Annotated in this window: 16 protein-coding genes; 2 read left to right on the forward strand and 14 right to left on the reverse strand. The window is 58.4% G+C overall.

Annotation, left to right across the window (positions count from 1 at the left end; translation table 11 throughout):
• Window positions 1–94: 94 nt before the first annotated feature.
• The 10 genes from NWF31_RS06410 to NWF31_RS06455 all read right to left on the reverse strand — a co-directional run bounded on the left by NWF31_RS06410 (window position 95) and on the right by NWF31_RS06455 (window position 10717).
• Window positions 95–1102 (reverse strand): sodium:calcium antiporter, encoded by a 1008-nt coding sequence (locus tag NWF31_RS06410; protein WP_258359682.1) that lies wholly within the window; start codon window positions 1100–1102, stop codon window positions 95–97.
• A gap of 285 nt (window positions 1103–1387) precedes the next feature.
• On the reverse strand, window positions 1388–2143 hold the full coding sequence (locus NWF31_RS06415; RefSeq protein ID WP_258359683.1) for a histidinol-phosphatase HisJ family protein: 756 nt from the start codon (window positions 2141–2143) through the stop codon (window positions 1388–1390).
• Between the two features lie 595 nt (window positions 2144–2738).
• Entirely contained in the window at window positions 2739–3569 is an 831-nt protein-coding gene (locus NWF31_RS06420) for an FAD/NAD(P)-binding protein (protein ID WP_258359684.1), read from the reverse strand.
• Complete coding sequence (locus NWF31_RS06425; RefSeq protein ID WP_258359685.1) at window positions 3569–4570, reverse strand: 4Fe-4S dicluster domain-containing protein; 1002 nt, start codon at window positions 4568–4570, stop codon at window positions 3569–3571. The genes NWF31_RS06420 and NWF31_RS06425 overlap by 1 nt, the downstream gene beginning before the upstream one ends.
• A 15-nt stretch (window positions 4571–4585) precedes the next feature.
• Window positions 4586–5494, reverse strand: coding sequence for a ferredoxin family protein (locus NWF31_RS06430; RefSeq protein WP_258359686.1), 909 nt, complete (start codon window positions 5492–5494; stop codon window positions 4586–4588).
• Complete coding sequence (locus tag NWF31_RS06435) at window positions 5491–5928, reverse strand: hydrogenase iron-sulfur subunit (RefSeq protein ID WP_258359687.1); 438 nt, start codon at window positions 5926–5928, stop codon at window positions 5491–5493. The genes NWF31_RS06430 and NWF31_RS06435 overlap by 4 nt, the downstream gene beginning before the upstream one ends.
• Entirely contained in the window at window positions 5919–7901 is a 1983-nt protein-coding gene (locus NWF31_RS06440; protein WP_258359688.1) for a CoB--CoM heterodisulfide reductase iron-sulfur subunit A family protein, read from the reverse strand. Before NWF31_RS06440 ends, NWF31_RS06435 begins: the two co-directional genes overlap by 10 nt.
• On the reverse strand, window positions 7898–8797 hold the full coding sequence (locus tag NWF31_RS06445) for a CoB--CoM heterodisulfide reductase iron-sulfur subunit B family protein (RefSeq protein ID WP_258359689.1): 900 nt from the start codon (window positions 8795–8797) through the stop codon (window positions 7898–7900). The genes NWF31_RS06440 and NWF31_RS06445 overlap by 4 nt, the downstream gene beginning before the upstream one ends.
• Complete coding sequence (locus tag NWF31_RS06450) at window positions 8794–9366, reverse strand: 4Fe-4S dicluster domain-containing protein (protein WP_258359690.1); 573 nt, start codon at window positions 9364–9366, stop codon at window positions 8794–8796. Before NWF31_RS06450 ends, NWF31_RS06445 begins: the two co-directional genes overlap by 4 nt.
• A 211-nt stretch (window positions 9367–9577) precedes the next feature.
• Entirely contained in the window at window positions 9578–10717 is a 1140-nt protein-coding gene (locus tag NWF31_RS06455; protein WP_258359691.1) for a geranylgeranyl reductase family protein, read from the reverse strand.
• A gap of 124 nt (window positions 10718–10841) precedes the next feature.
• On the opposite strand from NWF31_RS06455, the gene NWF31_RS06460 reads away from it, so the two are divergent.
• Window positions 10842–11336, forward strand: coding sequence for a general stress protein (locus tag NWF31_RS06460; RefSeq protein ID WP_258359692.1), 495 nt, complete (start codon window positions 10842–10844; stop codon window positions 11334–11336).
• 157 nt (window positions 11337–11493) lie between these two features.
• Window positions 11494–11673 (forward strand): alpha/beta-type small acid-soluble spore protein, encoded by a 180-nt coding sequence (locus tag NWF31_RS06465; RefSeq protein WP_258359693.1) that lies wholly within the window; start codon window positions 11494–11496, stop codon window positions 11671–11673.
• A 58-nt stretch (window positions 11674–11731) separates the two neighbouring features.
• On the opposite strand, the gene fliY is transcribed toward NWF31_RS06465, so the two are convergent.
• From fliY to NWF31_RS06485, 4 genes are read right to left on the reverse strand one after another with little or no spacing between them, the layout of a single operon-like run.
• Window positions 11732–12847 carry a flagellar motor switch phosphatase FliY gene (gene fliY / locus NWF31_RS06470; RefSeq protein WP_258359694.1) on the reverse strand — a complete coding sequence of 372 codons (1116 nt, stop codon included), beginning with the start codon at window positions 12845–12847 and terminating at the stop codon, window positions 11732–11734.
• Window positions 12848–13819: a flagellar motor switch protein FliM gene (fliM, locus tag NWF31_RS06475; RefSeq protein ID WP_258359695.1), complete on the reverse strand. Its 972-nt coding sequence runs from the start codon at window positions 13817–13819 to the stop codon at window positions 12848–12850.
• A 14-nt stretch (window positions 13820–13833) separates the two neighbouring features.
• Window positions 13834–14196 carry a response regulator gene (locus NWF31_RS06480; protein ID WP_258359696.1) on the reverse strand — a complete coding sequence of 121 codons (363 nt, stop codon included), beginning with the start codon at window positions 14194–14196 and terminating at the stop codon, window positions 13834–13836.
• A 48-nt stretch (window positions 14197–14244) separates the two neighbouring features.
• The gene (locus NWF31_RS06485) at window positions 14245–14865 is read right to left on the reverse strand and encodes a chemotaxis protein CheC (protein ID WP_258359697.1); all 621 of its coding nucleotides are present in this window, start codon (window positions 14863–14865) and stop codon (window positions 14245–14247) included.
• Window positions 14866–14888 lie beyond the last annotated feature (23 nt).

Here is a 14888-nt window from a genome sequence, read left to right on the forward strand (position 1 = left end):
GTCACCATCCCTCTTGCTCCAGTATACTAAAAAACCCGGTGCCTGCGCACCGGGTTTTCTCAGCAAAAAGAGATTTTATTATAAAGGACTTTTTCTAGCGAATATAGCCGCCAATAACCAGTAAGACAAAAATACTGTAGAAAGCGCCGCCCCCTACCAGGGTGTAGGGTGTCAGGTATTTCTTGGATTTGATCTGGAGGAAGACAAGGCCGGCCGAGACAATAGCCAGGATGGCGCTAATCAGCGCTCCCTGGGTTAATTCCCAGCTGGTCATGGTGATGCCCACTGCCGGTATCACCGAGCTCTGGAAGACCATGGCGCCGGTAATATTGCCCAGGGCCAGGGTATCCTTGCCACGGCCCACCCAGATAATGCTATTAAATTTTTCCGGCAGTTCCGTGGCTATGGGGGCTATAATGAGGGCCAGGACAAAGGGCGGTATACCCATAATCCGCGCCAGGTCTTCCACCCCGTTGACAAAGAGCCGGGCCCCGCCGACAATCACCCCCAGGGCCAGAAGGACCTGGGCTAAAACTACTGCCGTCGACGGCTCGGCTACCTTCCTGGCCAGGTAAAGGGGGTTCAATTCTTCCCCTTCATCCATAGTATGGCCGTTAGTCACCGTCAGGTAGGCATAAGTAACATAGGCGATTACTAACCCGATGGCGATTATTTGCTTCCAGATGTGGGCTCCCAGGAAAGAGGCCAATACGGCCACGGTGTAAACGAGGAGAAAGAAACTTAAATCACGGCCCATAGTCCTGGTATCCAGGTTCATCCTGGGAAAATTGGGCCGGCGGTTACGATAAGCAATCACAGCAATACCTGTAATAAAAAAGGCCAGGGTGCTGAGCATAAAAGGTGCCCCCAAAATGGCCCCTATACCTATTTCTTCCCCGGCATGGCCGCCGCCGCCGAAAAGAATGGCCACAATCGGGATCATTGTTTCCGGCAGGGCCGTTCCTACAGCTGCCAGGATGCTCCCTACCGCGCCTTCTGTTAATTTTAGCTTTTTACCCAGCCATTCAATACCGTTGGTAAAACCTTCCGCTCCTGCAAGGATAACTCCCAGGCTGATTACTAGCAAGACTACATCCAGCATAGTTTCTCCCCTTCTTTATAATATCCCCTGATCGTGCGGCTGCAATGAGGATAATTAAAAACCCCCATCGCCTTAAAGGCGGTGAAGGTCTCGCGCTTTACCTACCAGGCCCGGGCTTGGCAGCCGTGCTGACGAACCTGATACCGGAATAACCGGGGCTACTCCCCTTTTGCCGCTATTTTTTTCGTTTTTATCTTAAATTTAGAGTTTTCCCCTGTCAAGTCCTATTTCCCAAATAAGCTGTAAAACGGCACTATTAGCTAAAATCAACCCTGTCGTTATTCTCTAATCCAGAGGCTCACCAGACATAACGCCGCGATAAAAAGTAGCCAGGCTGGTGTAGCCGATCCGGCGCAGGAGTTCCCGCACCCGCTCCCTTTCCCGGGCCACTTCACCGGGAGCGTGGGCGTCAGAGCCAATGGTGACGGGGATATTGAGGCTGAAGGCCCGCTCCAGGAGTTCCCGGGCCGGGTAAATCTCCCCCACCGGCTTGAACAGGCCGGCCGTATTGACTTCCATAGCAGCGCCGCACCGGGCGACGGCCTGGAGGGCCGGTTCGGCCAGCTCCAGTACCGGTTTCCGGGGGCGGTGGCCGTAAATTTTTATCAGGTCCAGGTGGCCGATGATCTGGAAAAGACCGGTAGAGGCGGCCTGGGCCACCAGGCTGAAATAAGTAGTATAGAGCTCGTCAATATCCCAGGCGTTAAAGCCCCCTTCCTGGCCCGGACGGTCGAAATCCCAGTCACCGATGGCATGGACCGAGCCGATGAGATAGTCCCAGGGGCGGCCGGCCAGCTCCCGGCGGTGTTCTTTACCGGGGCGAAAGTCTATCTCCAGCCCGGCCCGCACGGGCATTCCCGTTACCCGTTCTAGCTCGGGAAAGACGCTGAAGTCCAGTCCTTCCAGGTAGCGGTCATGGTCGGCAAAGCCTATTTCCGTAAGGCCGGCAGTTTTGGCCGCTTCTACGTAGGGCAAGAGGCGTTCGACGGTGTGGGGCGGCCCCACATGGGCCAGCCCGTGAATATGGTAGTCAGCTGGCATGATAAACTCCTCCGAAAATAGACTTCTACCAAAAATAGACTTCTACCAAAAATAGTTTTTACAATAGATTGCCTTTGGGGGGAGGCAGGTTCCCTTCAGGCGCTGGTTGCGCCTTATACTTGTACGAACTCGGCCGGCTTCGGGCGCGGCCTTAACTCGCCCTTCGGGCTTGAAACCTGGCGGCCGCGCTTCTCCTCAGCCGGCCTCGTTCTTTGAACTAAGCGCAAATGCGCCCTCCGGGAACCTGCCTCCCCCTGCACATTACCCCTCATTTTCATGGTTCGCTGGTGGCGGCACTACCCCATGAATGGCTCCTTCGAAAATGGCTTCTTTTGGATAAATGATATCGTTTTACTCATCGGCCTGGCTTTGTTGGGAGTGAGCGACTTGGCCTGAGCGGGAAAGCGGCCTTGGCGAAGCCGAAGAGCGAGGGCGGGGCCGAGGACAGCGAGGCCTTCGGCCGGATTCTAAAGGCAAGGATGCCGAATAGGCCGGGAACCCCGTCCGAGCCTGAGGCTGAGCCTTAGGCCGCTCGGCGAAGGCCATGGAGCGAACGAAAACAAAGCCAGCGCCAAAACATCTATTGAGTATTACCTTAATACTCATTCGGCAGCTGCTTGAGCTGCGCCAGGGTGAAAACGGGGCCGTCCAGGCAGACGTAGCAGCTACCCAGATTGCAGCGGCCGCACTTGCCGATGCCGCACTTCATGCGCATTTCCAGGGTGGTGATGATCTGGTCGTCCTTGTACCCCAGCTTCTCCAGGGACTGCAGGACGAACTTGATCATAATTGGCGGGCCGCAGGTAACGGCCACCTTACCGGCCGGGTCCGGCTGCAGCTCCTCCACGAAGGCCGGCACAAAACCCTCATGGCCCTGCCAGGACGCGTCACCTTTATCCACCGTCACGTCCACCCGGCAGTTTTCCACCCGGGGCCAGTTGTTAAAGAGGTCGCCCTTGAAACAGAGGTCCGCCGGCGAGCGGGCGCCGTAGATGATCCACAGGTTGCCGTAATCCTGGCGGTGCTCGATGCAGTAATTTATCAGGGAACGCACCGGCGCCAGGCCGATGCCGCCGCCGATAAAGAGGATGTCCTTGCCTTTAAGCTCTTCCACGGGGAAGCCGTTGCCGTAGGGGCCGCGGATACCCACCGCCTGCCCTTCTTCGGCCTCGTGGAGGGCGTCGGTCAGCATGCCCACCCTTTTAATGGCCAGCTCCAGGTGCTCAGGCCCCTGGGAAGTGATGGAAAACATGGCCTCCCCCACGTCGAGCAGCGAGAGCATGGCCAGCTGCCCCGGCATGGGAGTAAAGGGCTTGCCCTTCTCCGTCGTCACGTGGAAGGTCTTGACATCGGGGGTTTCTTCCACAATTTTAATGATGTGCCCCGTCATGGGCACCAGGGGGTTGACCCGTGCTGCTTCGGCCATTACAGGGTCACCTCCTTGACCTCGCGGATTACCCGGGTGATGTCGACATTTACCGGGCAGCGATCCAGGCAGCGGCCGCAGCCCACGCAGGCGAATTTGCCGTACCGCTCCGGGAAATACTGGAGCTTGTGCAGGAAACGGTTGCGCAGGCGCTCCTTTTTCGACGGCCGCGGGTTATGGCCGCCGGCCATGCGGGTATACTCGGAGAACATACAGGAATCCCAGCAGCGGAACTTGTAACCGCTGTTGCCCCGGTTTTCGCCCTGGATGTCAAAGCAGTGGCAGGTGGGACAGAGGTAAGTGCAGGCACCGCAGCCCAGGCACTTGCGGCTGACCGCCGTCCAGTAGGGGTGCTCGAACATGCGCTGCAGTTTCGCCGTTACCCCGTCTATATCCACGACCAGGCCCGGCTTTGCGGCCGCCGGTATCTCTTCTTTACCGGCATCCGTCAAAAGGCCTGTGCCCTGTTCCAGGAGTTCCTGCCCGGCCTCCGTTACGACTTCCAGGAGGTAGCCGTCGGCCAGCGGCCACATCTGGACGTCTACCCCTTCGGCCCGCCCGGGGTCTATGCCAAAGGTGGTGCAGAAGCAGGTGGGGGCGGCTTCCGTGCAGGCCAGGGCCACCACACGGGTGTTTTCCCGCCGCCGGCGGTAGAATTCATCGACATAGCCCTTCGTCAGGAAGACGTCGTCCATAATTGCAAAACTGCGGGCGTCGCAGGAACGGACCCCCACCAGCACCATCTTCGCATCGAAGGGGGGAACCTCCGTTACGCCGGCTTCCTGGCCCTGCACCTGGTAGCGGTACATGGTTTCCGTCCGGGGGAAGAAGAGGTCCTTGGGCGGCTCCAGGGTATTGCCCTCATCTAGGGTGAGTTTCCCCTGCCCGTCCCAGGGGAGGAAAACCCTTGTCCCGTCTTTTTCCTGCGGTACAAAAACCCTGGCCCCTGCAGCCCAGGCCTGCAGTAGTTGCGGTAATTTATCCTTGGCAATCTTTAACATGTCCCCACCTCCCTCCTAGTGGAATTCTTCCGGATCATCGAGTTTATACTGGCCCAGGGGCAGCCGCGCTTCCAGGTCTACCCCGGCCTCGTATTCACCGAAGAGCTCGTTTAAGTCTTTTATGATCTTCTTATTGAGGGTCATGATGGGTATCCCTTCCGGGCAGACCCGCTCGCACTCGCCGCACTCGATGCAGCGGCCGGCCACGTGCATGGCCCGGGTAATGGCAAAGAACATATTTTCGCTCCTGTTCATCTGCTTGCCGCACCAGCCCGATTGAGAACGGTCGAAGATACACTCCCGGCAGTTGCAGGCCGGGCAGATGTTACGGCAGGCGTAGCAGCGCAGGCAGCGGTCGTAGGCCGCCGTCCAGAAGGCGTAGCGCTCGTCGGGGGACATGGCTTCCACCCTTTCAACTTCGGCGAAACGGCCTTCCGCCGCAGCCGCCGCCTCCCGGATGGCCTCCCCGCCGTCCTCCTGCAGGAGCTCGTCATAGATCACCGGTTCGGGATGGGTACAGAAACGGCACTTTTCGGCCGGGGACACTTCCCCACGCCTTTCTTCCCCCAGGGCAGCCGCCTGGCGGCCGTCCTTCACACCGGGACATTTAATGCCGATCAGGTAGACCCTTTCCCGGGCGATCTGGTTGTCCTGGAGAAGGCGCACAATGCCCCGGGCGTCGCAGCCCTTGACGAAGAGGGCGATTTTATCTCCCGTGTGCTTGTAGTCCAGGAGGTACTTGGCCAGGTTGTTGGTGCAGAACTCGTCCCACACCAGGCGATCGCATTCCCCCGGTTCGGTGATAAAGGCCGGGGGCGACAGGTACCAGAAGGTGCCCTTCTCCCAGCCGATAACCATTTGCACGGCGCCTTGCGTCAACAACTCCCGGGCCCGGGCACGCATTTGTTCCTGGAGGCTGCTCATGCGTCATCCCTCAGCTTTCTGTTGGGCCCCAGGGCCCGGATGTCCTCCGTCAGCTGGGTGATGATCTCGGCAAAGCGCGGGCCCTCAGAACCCGACACCCAGCGTGCCTGGAAACGCTCCGGCTCCAGGCCCATGAACTGTAAAACCCGCTGCATGAGGAGGAAACGGCGGCGGGTGAAGTAATTGCCACTAACATAGTGGCAGTCGCCGGGGTGTCACCCGGCCACCAGGACGCCGTCGGCACCGCGCTGGAAGGCCCGCAGGACAAACTGGGGATTGACCCGGCCGGAACAGGGGACCCGTATAACACGGGTATTGGCCGGGTACTGCAACCGGTTCAGGCCGGCGAGATCGGCGCCGGCGTAGGCGCACCAGTGGCAGCAGAAGGCGACGATTTTGGGCTCCCAGCTGTTTTCTCCGGCTGCTACAGGCATACTGCATCCACCTCCGCCAGGATTTGTTCATTGGTAAAGCCACGGAGATTCATGGCGCTCGACGGGCAGGCAACCGAGCAGGCGCCGCAGCCCTGGCAGAGGCCGCCGTTTACCGTTGCCACCTGGCGGTTCACCTGCCTGCCGGCTACCCGTTCGGTTATGGTCTTCATGGAAATGGCTTTGTACGGGCAAATCTTTTCGCACATGGCGCAACCGGCGCAGATGCTTTCATCTACCGCTGCGATCATGGGGTCGGTGGCCATTTCGTCTTTGGTGAAGAGCTGGCACACTTTGACGGCCGCGGCGCTGGCCTGGGACACCGTATCGGGAATGTCCTTGGGTCCCTGGCAGGCGCCGGCCAGGAAGACGCCGGCCGTAAAGGTTTCCACCGGCCTGAGCTTCGGGTGGGCTTCCTGGAAGAAGCCGTCTTTATCCGTTTGCAACCCCAGCATCTTGGCGACATCGTCCCATCCGGCGCTGGGTACCATGGCCGTGGCCAGGACCACCATGTCGGCCGCCACTTCCACCTGGCGGCCAAGGAGGGTATCCTCGCCGCGGACGATGAGCTTGTCCCCCTCCTGGAAGACGCGGCTCACCCGGCCCCGGACGTAGACGGCCCCTTCGTGGACGGTACGCTGGAGGAACTCTTCATAGGCCTTGCCGGGGGTGCGGATATCCATATAGAAGACGATGGCCCGGGCGTCCGGAATCTTCTCCAGCACCTGATGGGCGTGCTTGGCCGTGTACATGCAGCAGGCCCGGGAGCAGTAACTTTTCCCCTTGGCTTCATCCCGGGAACCCACGCATTTAATGAACACCACCGTCTTCGGTTCTTTACCGTCCGAAGGACGGACGATCCTGCCGCCCGTAGGCCCGGAGGCATTGTTCAGGCGTTCGAAATGCATACCGGTTATGACATCAGGGTATTTGCCGTAACCGTACTCGCCGTAAACCTCTTCCCATTTAAAGAGATCATAACCTGTGGCCACGACGATGGCCCCGAATTTTTCGGTGACTACTTCATCCTGCTGCTCGTAGTCGATGGCTTTGGCCGGGCAGACCTTCTGGCAAACGCCGCACTTACCCCTGGTAAACTGGCGGCAGTGCTCGCGGTCGATAACCGGTACCGCCGGTACCGCCTGGGGGAAGGGCAGGTAAATGGCCTTGCGTTTGCCCAAACCCAGATCGAACTCGCTTTCCACCTTGGTGGGGCACTTTTCCCAGCAGGTGCCGCAGCCGGTGCACTTGACCGGATCCACCGACCGGGCCTTCTTGCGGATGGTCACTTCAAAATTGCCCACATAGCCCGCCACATTCTCTACTTCCGCATAGGTCACTAATTCAATGTTAGGGTGCTGCGCCGCAGCAACCATTTTCGGCGTGCTTATTCAAGCGGAACAATCCAGGGTCGGGAAGGTCTTGTCCAGCTTGACCATATTGCCACCAATGGTCGGCTCGCGGTCCAGAAGCACTACTTTATAGCCGGCGTCGGCGATATCCAGGGCGGCCTGCATGCCGGCAATGCCACCGCCGATAACCAGCGCCCTTTTAGTTATGGGAATGGTCCCGGGAGTAAGGGATACATTGCGCCGGGCTTTGGCCACTGCCGACCGCACCAGGTCAATGGCCTTGAGGGTAGCCCCCTCCTTATCTTTAGCATGGACCCAGGCGCACTGCTCGCGGATGTTGGCCATTTCAAAGAGGTAAGGGTTTACCCCGGCACTTTCACAGGTCTTCCTGAAGGTGGGTTCGTGCAGCCGGGGAGAGCAGGAGGCAACAACCACCCGGTCCAGGCGTTGTTCTTTGATGGCCCTGCGGATTAGCTCCTGTCCCGGATCGGAACACATATACTGGTAATCGGTGGCATAAACCACATCAGGCATGTTCCTGGCGGCCTCGGCCACCTTTTTGACATCAACTACCGAAGCAATATTGGTACCGCAGTGACAGACAAAGACGCCGACACGCTTCATGCCGTTTCCCTCCTTGTGGCGGGATGCCGCAGGATTTCCCTGGCTTCAAGCAGCGGGAGCGGGTTGACAAAATGGGTGGTCAGCCCTAAGTCTTTGGGCGCATAACCCAGGGCTATACCCATGAGCTCGGTAAAATAGAAGATGGGGAAACCGAGCCGGTCCCCGTGGGCCGCTGCCGCCTGTCCCTGGCGCATGTCCAGGTTTAAGAAACACAGGGGACAGGCCGTGACGATGCCTTCCGCCCCGGCATCGCGGGCACGGCGCAGGACCTGGTAAATCATCCGCACCCCGATGTCGGCGCGGGCCGTGGCGAGGCTCCCGCCGCAGCATTCGGTCTTGTAGCTCCAGCTTACGGCTTCGCCGCCCAGGGCTTGAATTAGGCGGTCAATGGTCATGGGGTCTTCCGGGTCATCAAAGGCCGTAAGCTGCGGCGGCCGCACCAGGAGACAGCCGTAATAGGCCACCAGTTTCAAGCCCGCTAAAGGCTTGACCACCTGTTCCTTGATCTTTTCCAGGCCGACCTCGTTGACCATCACGTCCAGGAAGGCCCGGGTCTTATTGGTGGCCCGGTAATCACGGCCGATGATTTCACTGACGGTCGCCTGCATGCTTTCCGACTCCCGTACCGCTGCTTCGGCAGCCCGCAGGCGATTGAAACAGGCGGCGCAGGGCACGGCCACGTCCAGACCCTCGGCTTCCGCCAGGGCGAGATTCCGCGCCGGCAGGGCCAGGGACAGGAGGTGATCGTTGTTGTGGGCGGCGGTGGCGCCGCAACAGCTCCAATCGGGAATCTCCCAGAGCTCCACTCCCAGGTGCCTGGCCACTATTTTAGCCGACTGGTTATATTCCTTGGCCGTGGCCTCCAGGGAACATCCGGGATAATAGGCGTATTTCAATGCCGGCCACCCCCTTTAGCCCGCGCCCGGGCGAAGATGTTCTTCACCTCGGCGATGTTCTTGATCTTCGCTGGTATAGGACTGATCTTCCCCTTGAACAGCAGGGGCGGTGCCAGCAGGGCGTCCTTAAAGGGCTGTCCCGACTGGAGGTTGTACTGGATTATGAGCCCCATCTCGTGGGCACGGCCGTAACGTTCCAGGCTCCTTAAGAAAGCCTGGTCAAAAATATCTACTTTTTTCTCGTTAATCAGCCCCCGGCGGCGGGCTTCCTGGCGCACGGCTTCCATCAGCCGCGGCAGGTTGACTTCCCGGGGGCAACGGGTATAACAGGCCTGGCAGCTGGCGCAGAGCCAGGGGGTATGGCTTTTCAACGCTTCTTCTCCCAGGCCCAGCTGCAGCAGGCGAATCACCTGGCGCGGTGTGTAGTCCATAGCGAAGGCTACCGGGCAACCGGCCGAGCATTTGCCGCACTGGTAACAGTCGCTCAAAACGACGCCGCTGGCGGCCTCTACCAGGTTTTTTAACGCCTGGCTTGCTCGCAAAGCGCCGGCTAGTTCCACCCTTTCCATCTTATTCCCCCTCTCCCATGTTCCTGCCGGAACTTAAACGGTTAAAAAAGTACGTTTTTATATATTCTTGTTCATCGACCGGATTCCTTTTTTTAAGCTAAAAAAGCCCTGCATAAATACAGATCACTTTCTGCATAACCTTCCCTGCAATTTACGGCTGGCGTGCAGGGGGACTACTGCCGGGGGTTTAATGACCCGGGTACCAAGCACATTACTGCCGCGCCAACCTGAAGATAGCGTAACGTTCTACAAGATAGCGCCAGAGGTCCTCGTAAGTATCGCCGCCGAAGAGGACGGCCACCAGGCGCCGGGCCACCTCCGGGTTGGCCGTCACCAGCCGGTGCACCACCGGCGTCAGGGCATAGACTACCCGGGCAATACGCCAGGCATAGCTAAAAGACGGCGTTATCTCGTCGTTAATTTTCCTGGTGTAACTTTCCAGGTCCTCCCTTCCGGACATGACGGCTAAAATGGCCTCCGCCGCCAGGCGGCCGCTCCTTAAAGCATAGTAAATACCTTCGCCGGAAAATGGATCGACGAGGCCTGCGGCATCGCCGGCCAGCACCGCCCTCCCTGTATGGAAAATGCCACCTCTACCGCCGGCAGCGGGTATAACGGCGCCGCGGCAACGTATCCCCTCCGGCACTTCCAGCCCCAGGCCCCGGCAGAAGTCGTAAAAATAGCCCTTGAGGCCCTTCACCCGGCGGGTAAAAGAACCGATTCCCACCGACAGGTGGTCCCCCTTGGGAAATATCCACCCGTACCCGGCCGGGATGCCGCCGTAGCTCAAGTGCACCCGGCCCCGGAAAAGGGCCAGGACTCCCTCCTTGACGGGCATCTCGCATTCCAGGGTCACACCGGCAGCCATGGCGGTATTAAAAGGCAGGCTCCGGCGCACCAGGCTCCTGGCCCCGTCGGCCCCCACCAGGAATTCGCCGTGATAGATGCTGCCGTCTTCACCGGAGACCGTCACCCCGGTTGCCGTTTCGGCCACGGCCGTCACCCTGCAGCCCTCGCGGACTGTGGCCCCGGCGGCTGCCGCCTGCTCCAGCAACCAGGTATCCAGCTTGTCCCTGTTCACCATCTGGATGACCGGCTGCCGGTACGTTATGCTGATGGGCTTTTTTTGCCGGTGGTAAAAGATCACTTCCCGGGTGCTGTCTTCGTTTAACCTTTCCCAACCCGGTTCCAGCTCACCCAGGGCTTTGCCCGTCAAACCGCCGCCGCAGGGTTTGTAGCGGGGAAACCCGGCCTTGTCGAGGATTAAGACCTTCACTCCCCGGCGGGCCAGGAGACGGCCGCAGGTGCTGCCTGCCGGTCCGGCCCCGCAAACGATAACATCATACTTCACCCTCAACCTGCTCCTCAATAATAATTTTTTAGTAATTTTTTCTTTTAATTATTCCGGTATACGACCCGGTGAAAAGGCCATAATAAAATTGGATTTGGATTTTCCACAAGGAGGATATACAAACATGGCCAAGACAGTAGTTGCCGTCTTCAGCAATGAACAGGTAGCCAGGGAAGCGGTTGAAGACCTGCGCCGGGCCGGTTTTGATAAGGAAATTTCCATCCTGGCCCGCGATAAGGGCGGTGAAGGGGGCGACCGGGAAGGCGCCGGCGGCCTCACCATGGACACCGACGTCGGGGGCCTCGGCAACGGGATTACCACCGGCGGCGTCCTGGGCGGCCTTGCCGGCCTGGCGGCCGGCGCGGGAGCGCTGTTCATCCCCGGTCTGGGGCCCCTCATTGCCGCCGGCCCCATCGCCGGTATGCTTTCCGGGGCGGCCACCGGCGGTATTGCCGGCGGGCTGATCGACTGGGGCATCCCGGAAGCCGAGGGCCGGGAATATGAAAATGAAATCCGCCGGGGGAAAATCCTTGTTTCCGTCCGTTGTGACGACCGGCGCGCCGACCAGGCCAACCGTATCTTAAAAGATCACGGCGCCGACCGGGTGCGCCTCCACTAGGATTAAACGATTAAACTGCAGGCCGGGTTTAAACCCGGCCTTTAATTTGCCAACCCGGCCTGGATCCTGGCTCCCTTCCCAGCAATGTCTTGTATGGGGACGAAGACATCTGCCGAAGCTAATTAACAGGAGGGCAGCACAAAAAGGAGGCTTGATCATGGCCAGAAGGCGCGGGATTATGTCCGATGCTCTCAAATATGAACTGGCCCGGGAGTTGGGCGTTTACGATACCGTGGTCAGGGAGGGATGGGGCAGCGTACCATCCCGGCAGTGCGGCAACCTGGTCCGGCTAGCCATTGAAAAAGCTGAACAAATGATGACCCAAAACGGGTTGTAGCTGCCCCCCGGCCGGATAGCCAAAAGGCTTCCGGCTTTCTAATTCCTGCCGGTCGGCGCTACTGGCGCAAATGGTTGACTCGCTCGTAGGGATCCATAATATGGGTAATCCGCACGCCGAAATTTTCGTTGACGACGACTACTTCTCCCCGGGCAATGGGAGTACCGTTGACGGCTATTTGCACCGGCTCCTCCACCAGGCGGTCCAGTTCGATTATGGCGCCTGGAGCCAGGTTGAGGATATCCCGGATGCGCTTCATGGCCGTTCCCAGGATTACCTCCACGTCCAGGGGAACGTCCAGGATCAGGTCTATATTCCGCGTCGGCGTCCCGTATACCTGCCCCCGGCCCCCGTTGGCATCCGGAGCCTGGGTAACCGGTACCGCCCGGGTTGCAGGAATCGCTTCACCTGCAACCGGGGAGACGGCGCCGGTATCCCGTCCTGCCTCCTGATCGCCGGTCGTAATACCCGGTGCGGTGGCGGTTTCTCTCCCGGCCGGCCCTGCCGTTTCCGAATCCCGGGGATTTATCAGCATATCCACCTGGGCTTTAGCTACTTCCACCGGCATGACCTGCATGATCTGGCTGTCGATCAAGTCCTCAATCTCCATCCTAAAATAAACGACCGCTATTCTCTTGTCTTCAGGCCAGGGAAAAGTGTAGCTTTCTTTCCCAAAACGTACGGCCGTCACCCGCGGCGGGCTGATTTTGACGCTGCGTTGAAAAATGGTGGCCATAGACGTGGCCGCGCTGCCGATCATCTGGTTCATGGCCTCCGCCACGGCGCTGCTCTTAATTTCGTCCAGCTCCGGTTGGACATCCTTCCCGCTGCCGCCCATCATCAAGTCGGCAATAACGGCGGCATCACTGACTTTAATGATCAGCAGGTTGGTCCCTTCCAGCCCTTCGGTAAAGTTGACTTCCACCAGGATATAGGGCACCTGGAAGGAGGTTAAAAGTTCCGCCGGTGTCATTATTTGCGTATCTGGCGTCGTAATCAGGACGCGCTTGTTGAGGATCTGGGACAGGGCCGTGGCCGCGCTGCCCATGGAAATATTGCCAATTTCGCCCAGGGCGTCCTTTTCCATGTCCGTCAGAACTGCTTCTTCAACCGGTGGCTCAAGGTTACCGTTTAAAAGGGCGTCGATTTCCTCCTGGGACAGGAACTCGCCCATTTACACCACCTCCGTTACCTGGATGGCCATCTTCTGGCCTACTACCCCGGGCTGCACTTTAAACTTGAGGTGCCCGTCAACATAAAGCTCCAGGTCTTCGCCCACTACTTTCTCCAGGGTAATGACGTCCCCTACCTGGAGCTGGATAAAATCCCGCACCGGCAGCCGGGTACGGCCACAGTAGGCAATCAGTTCCACCGGCACCCCGGCCAGGATTTTTTCGATGGCTACCCGGCGGTCGGGGCTGGCTTCGCCTTCAGCGGAAGCTGCAAGCCAGTGGCTGGCCGACAGGCGGGAAATAAGCGGTTCCAGGAGCATATAAGGCAGGCACAGGTTTAAGAGGCCTTCCTGCCGGCCGACTATTGTACTCAGGGTAATGACGGCCACCGTCTCATTGGGGGAAATGACCTGGGTAAACTGGGGATTCGTTTCCATGGCTTCCAGTTTCGGCTTAAAACTATAAATATCCGACCATGAGTAGGTTAACTGCTCCAGGATACGGTTATTCAAGCGCCGCAGGACGTGGAGCTCTATTTCCGTCAGTTCCCTGCTGAAGGCCAGCATTTCTCCCCTGCCGCCAAAAAGGAGATCAACGATGGGAAAAACAAAATTCATGTTGGCCTGCAGGATGGCCGAACCCTTCAAAGGCTCCATGCTAAAAACGTTCATCAAAGTCGGCGTCGGCAGGGAGAGGACAAAATCTTCATAGGTCATCTGCTCTACCGAAACAATTTTTACCTGGATGCTGGACCGGAGGTAGGCAGACAGGAAATTGGCCACCAGGCGGCCGTAATTCTCGTGAATCATGTAGAGGGTACGGAGCTGTTCTTTAGAAAACTTGTTGGGCCGGCGGAAGTCGTACTTTTTTACTTTAGCTATCGCCTCATCCTTGATGGTTTCTGCCTGGACCTCCCCGCTGGTCAGGGCATGCAGGAGGGCATCGATCTCCGCCTGGGATAAAATCTCAGACATGAGCATCACCTGCTTTAAGCCAGGACTTTTTCCAGGGCCTGGAGGACGCGGTCCTGCTGGAAGGGCTTGACGATAAAGTCCCGGGCGCCGGCCTGGATAGCTTCCATGACCATTAACTGCTGGCCCATGGCGCTGCACATGATTATCCTGGCGTTGGGATCAATTTTTTTAATGGCCTTCACGGCGGCTATGCCGTCCATTTCCGGCATGGTGATATCCATGGTCACCACGTCGGGGCGGAGTTCCTGGTACATAGCAACTGCCTTTTGCCCGTTTTCTGCTTCCCCGGCTATTTCATATCCGTTTTTTACCAGGATATCTTTAATCATCATGCGCATAAAGGCGGCATCATCTACGATCAATACTTTTTTACCCATAAACAGTCCCCCTCAATAAATGGATGATTTTACGCCAATAAATCCCCTTCAATCCAGCTTTAATCCCAGGGACTGGAGGATCTTCTCCAGGGCCGCATTTTCAGGGATGAGGAAGAAATGGCCGTAGATGGTAGCAGTCGCGCTGTAAAACCTGGTTTCGATCACCAGGGCGCGGTCGGAAAAATAACCCCCTTCCAGGAAGGCCGAGCTCAGCACAGCCCCCAGCATGTCAAAGGCAAAGGCGGGTACGCTGGGCTTAAACTCCAGCCGGCAAAATTCGGCAAAGGCGTTTAAAAAAGAGCCTGCCAGGATATTGCCCAGCTCGGTGAGGACGGAGCAACCCATCTCATCCAGGCTGCCGGTAGAACCCTGCGGCTTGCCCAGCAGGAGATCGATCAAGAGATAGGCACTAGGCTCGTTGAGGAGGAAAAAAATCTTGCTGGGCGCCGGGCCCTGGACGGTAAATTCCACGCAGGCGACGGGGTCCTCCTCGTAACCGACCAGGCATGTTATTTCCTTAAGAGGCAATACCCCCGCCCGCGGTACGGCCATCTGGATGCGGCTCCCCAGCATGCTGGCCAGGGCCGTGGCCGCATTGCCGGCACCGATGTTCCCTATTTCCTTCAGGGCATCCAGGTGGATAGCATTGAGTTTATCCCAGGGTTCCATTTGTCTTCCCCCTATAGCTGGCT

Origin of the sequence: Neomoorella sulfitireducens, from assembly GCF_024733845.1 — a bacterium.
In the GTDB taxonomy this organism is placed as follows: Bacteria; Bacillota; DSM-521; order Neomoorellales; family Neomoorellaceae; genus Neomoorella; species Neomoorella sulfitireducens.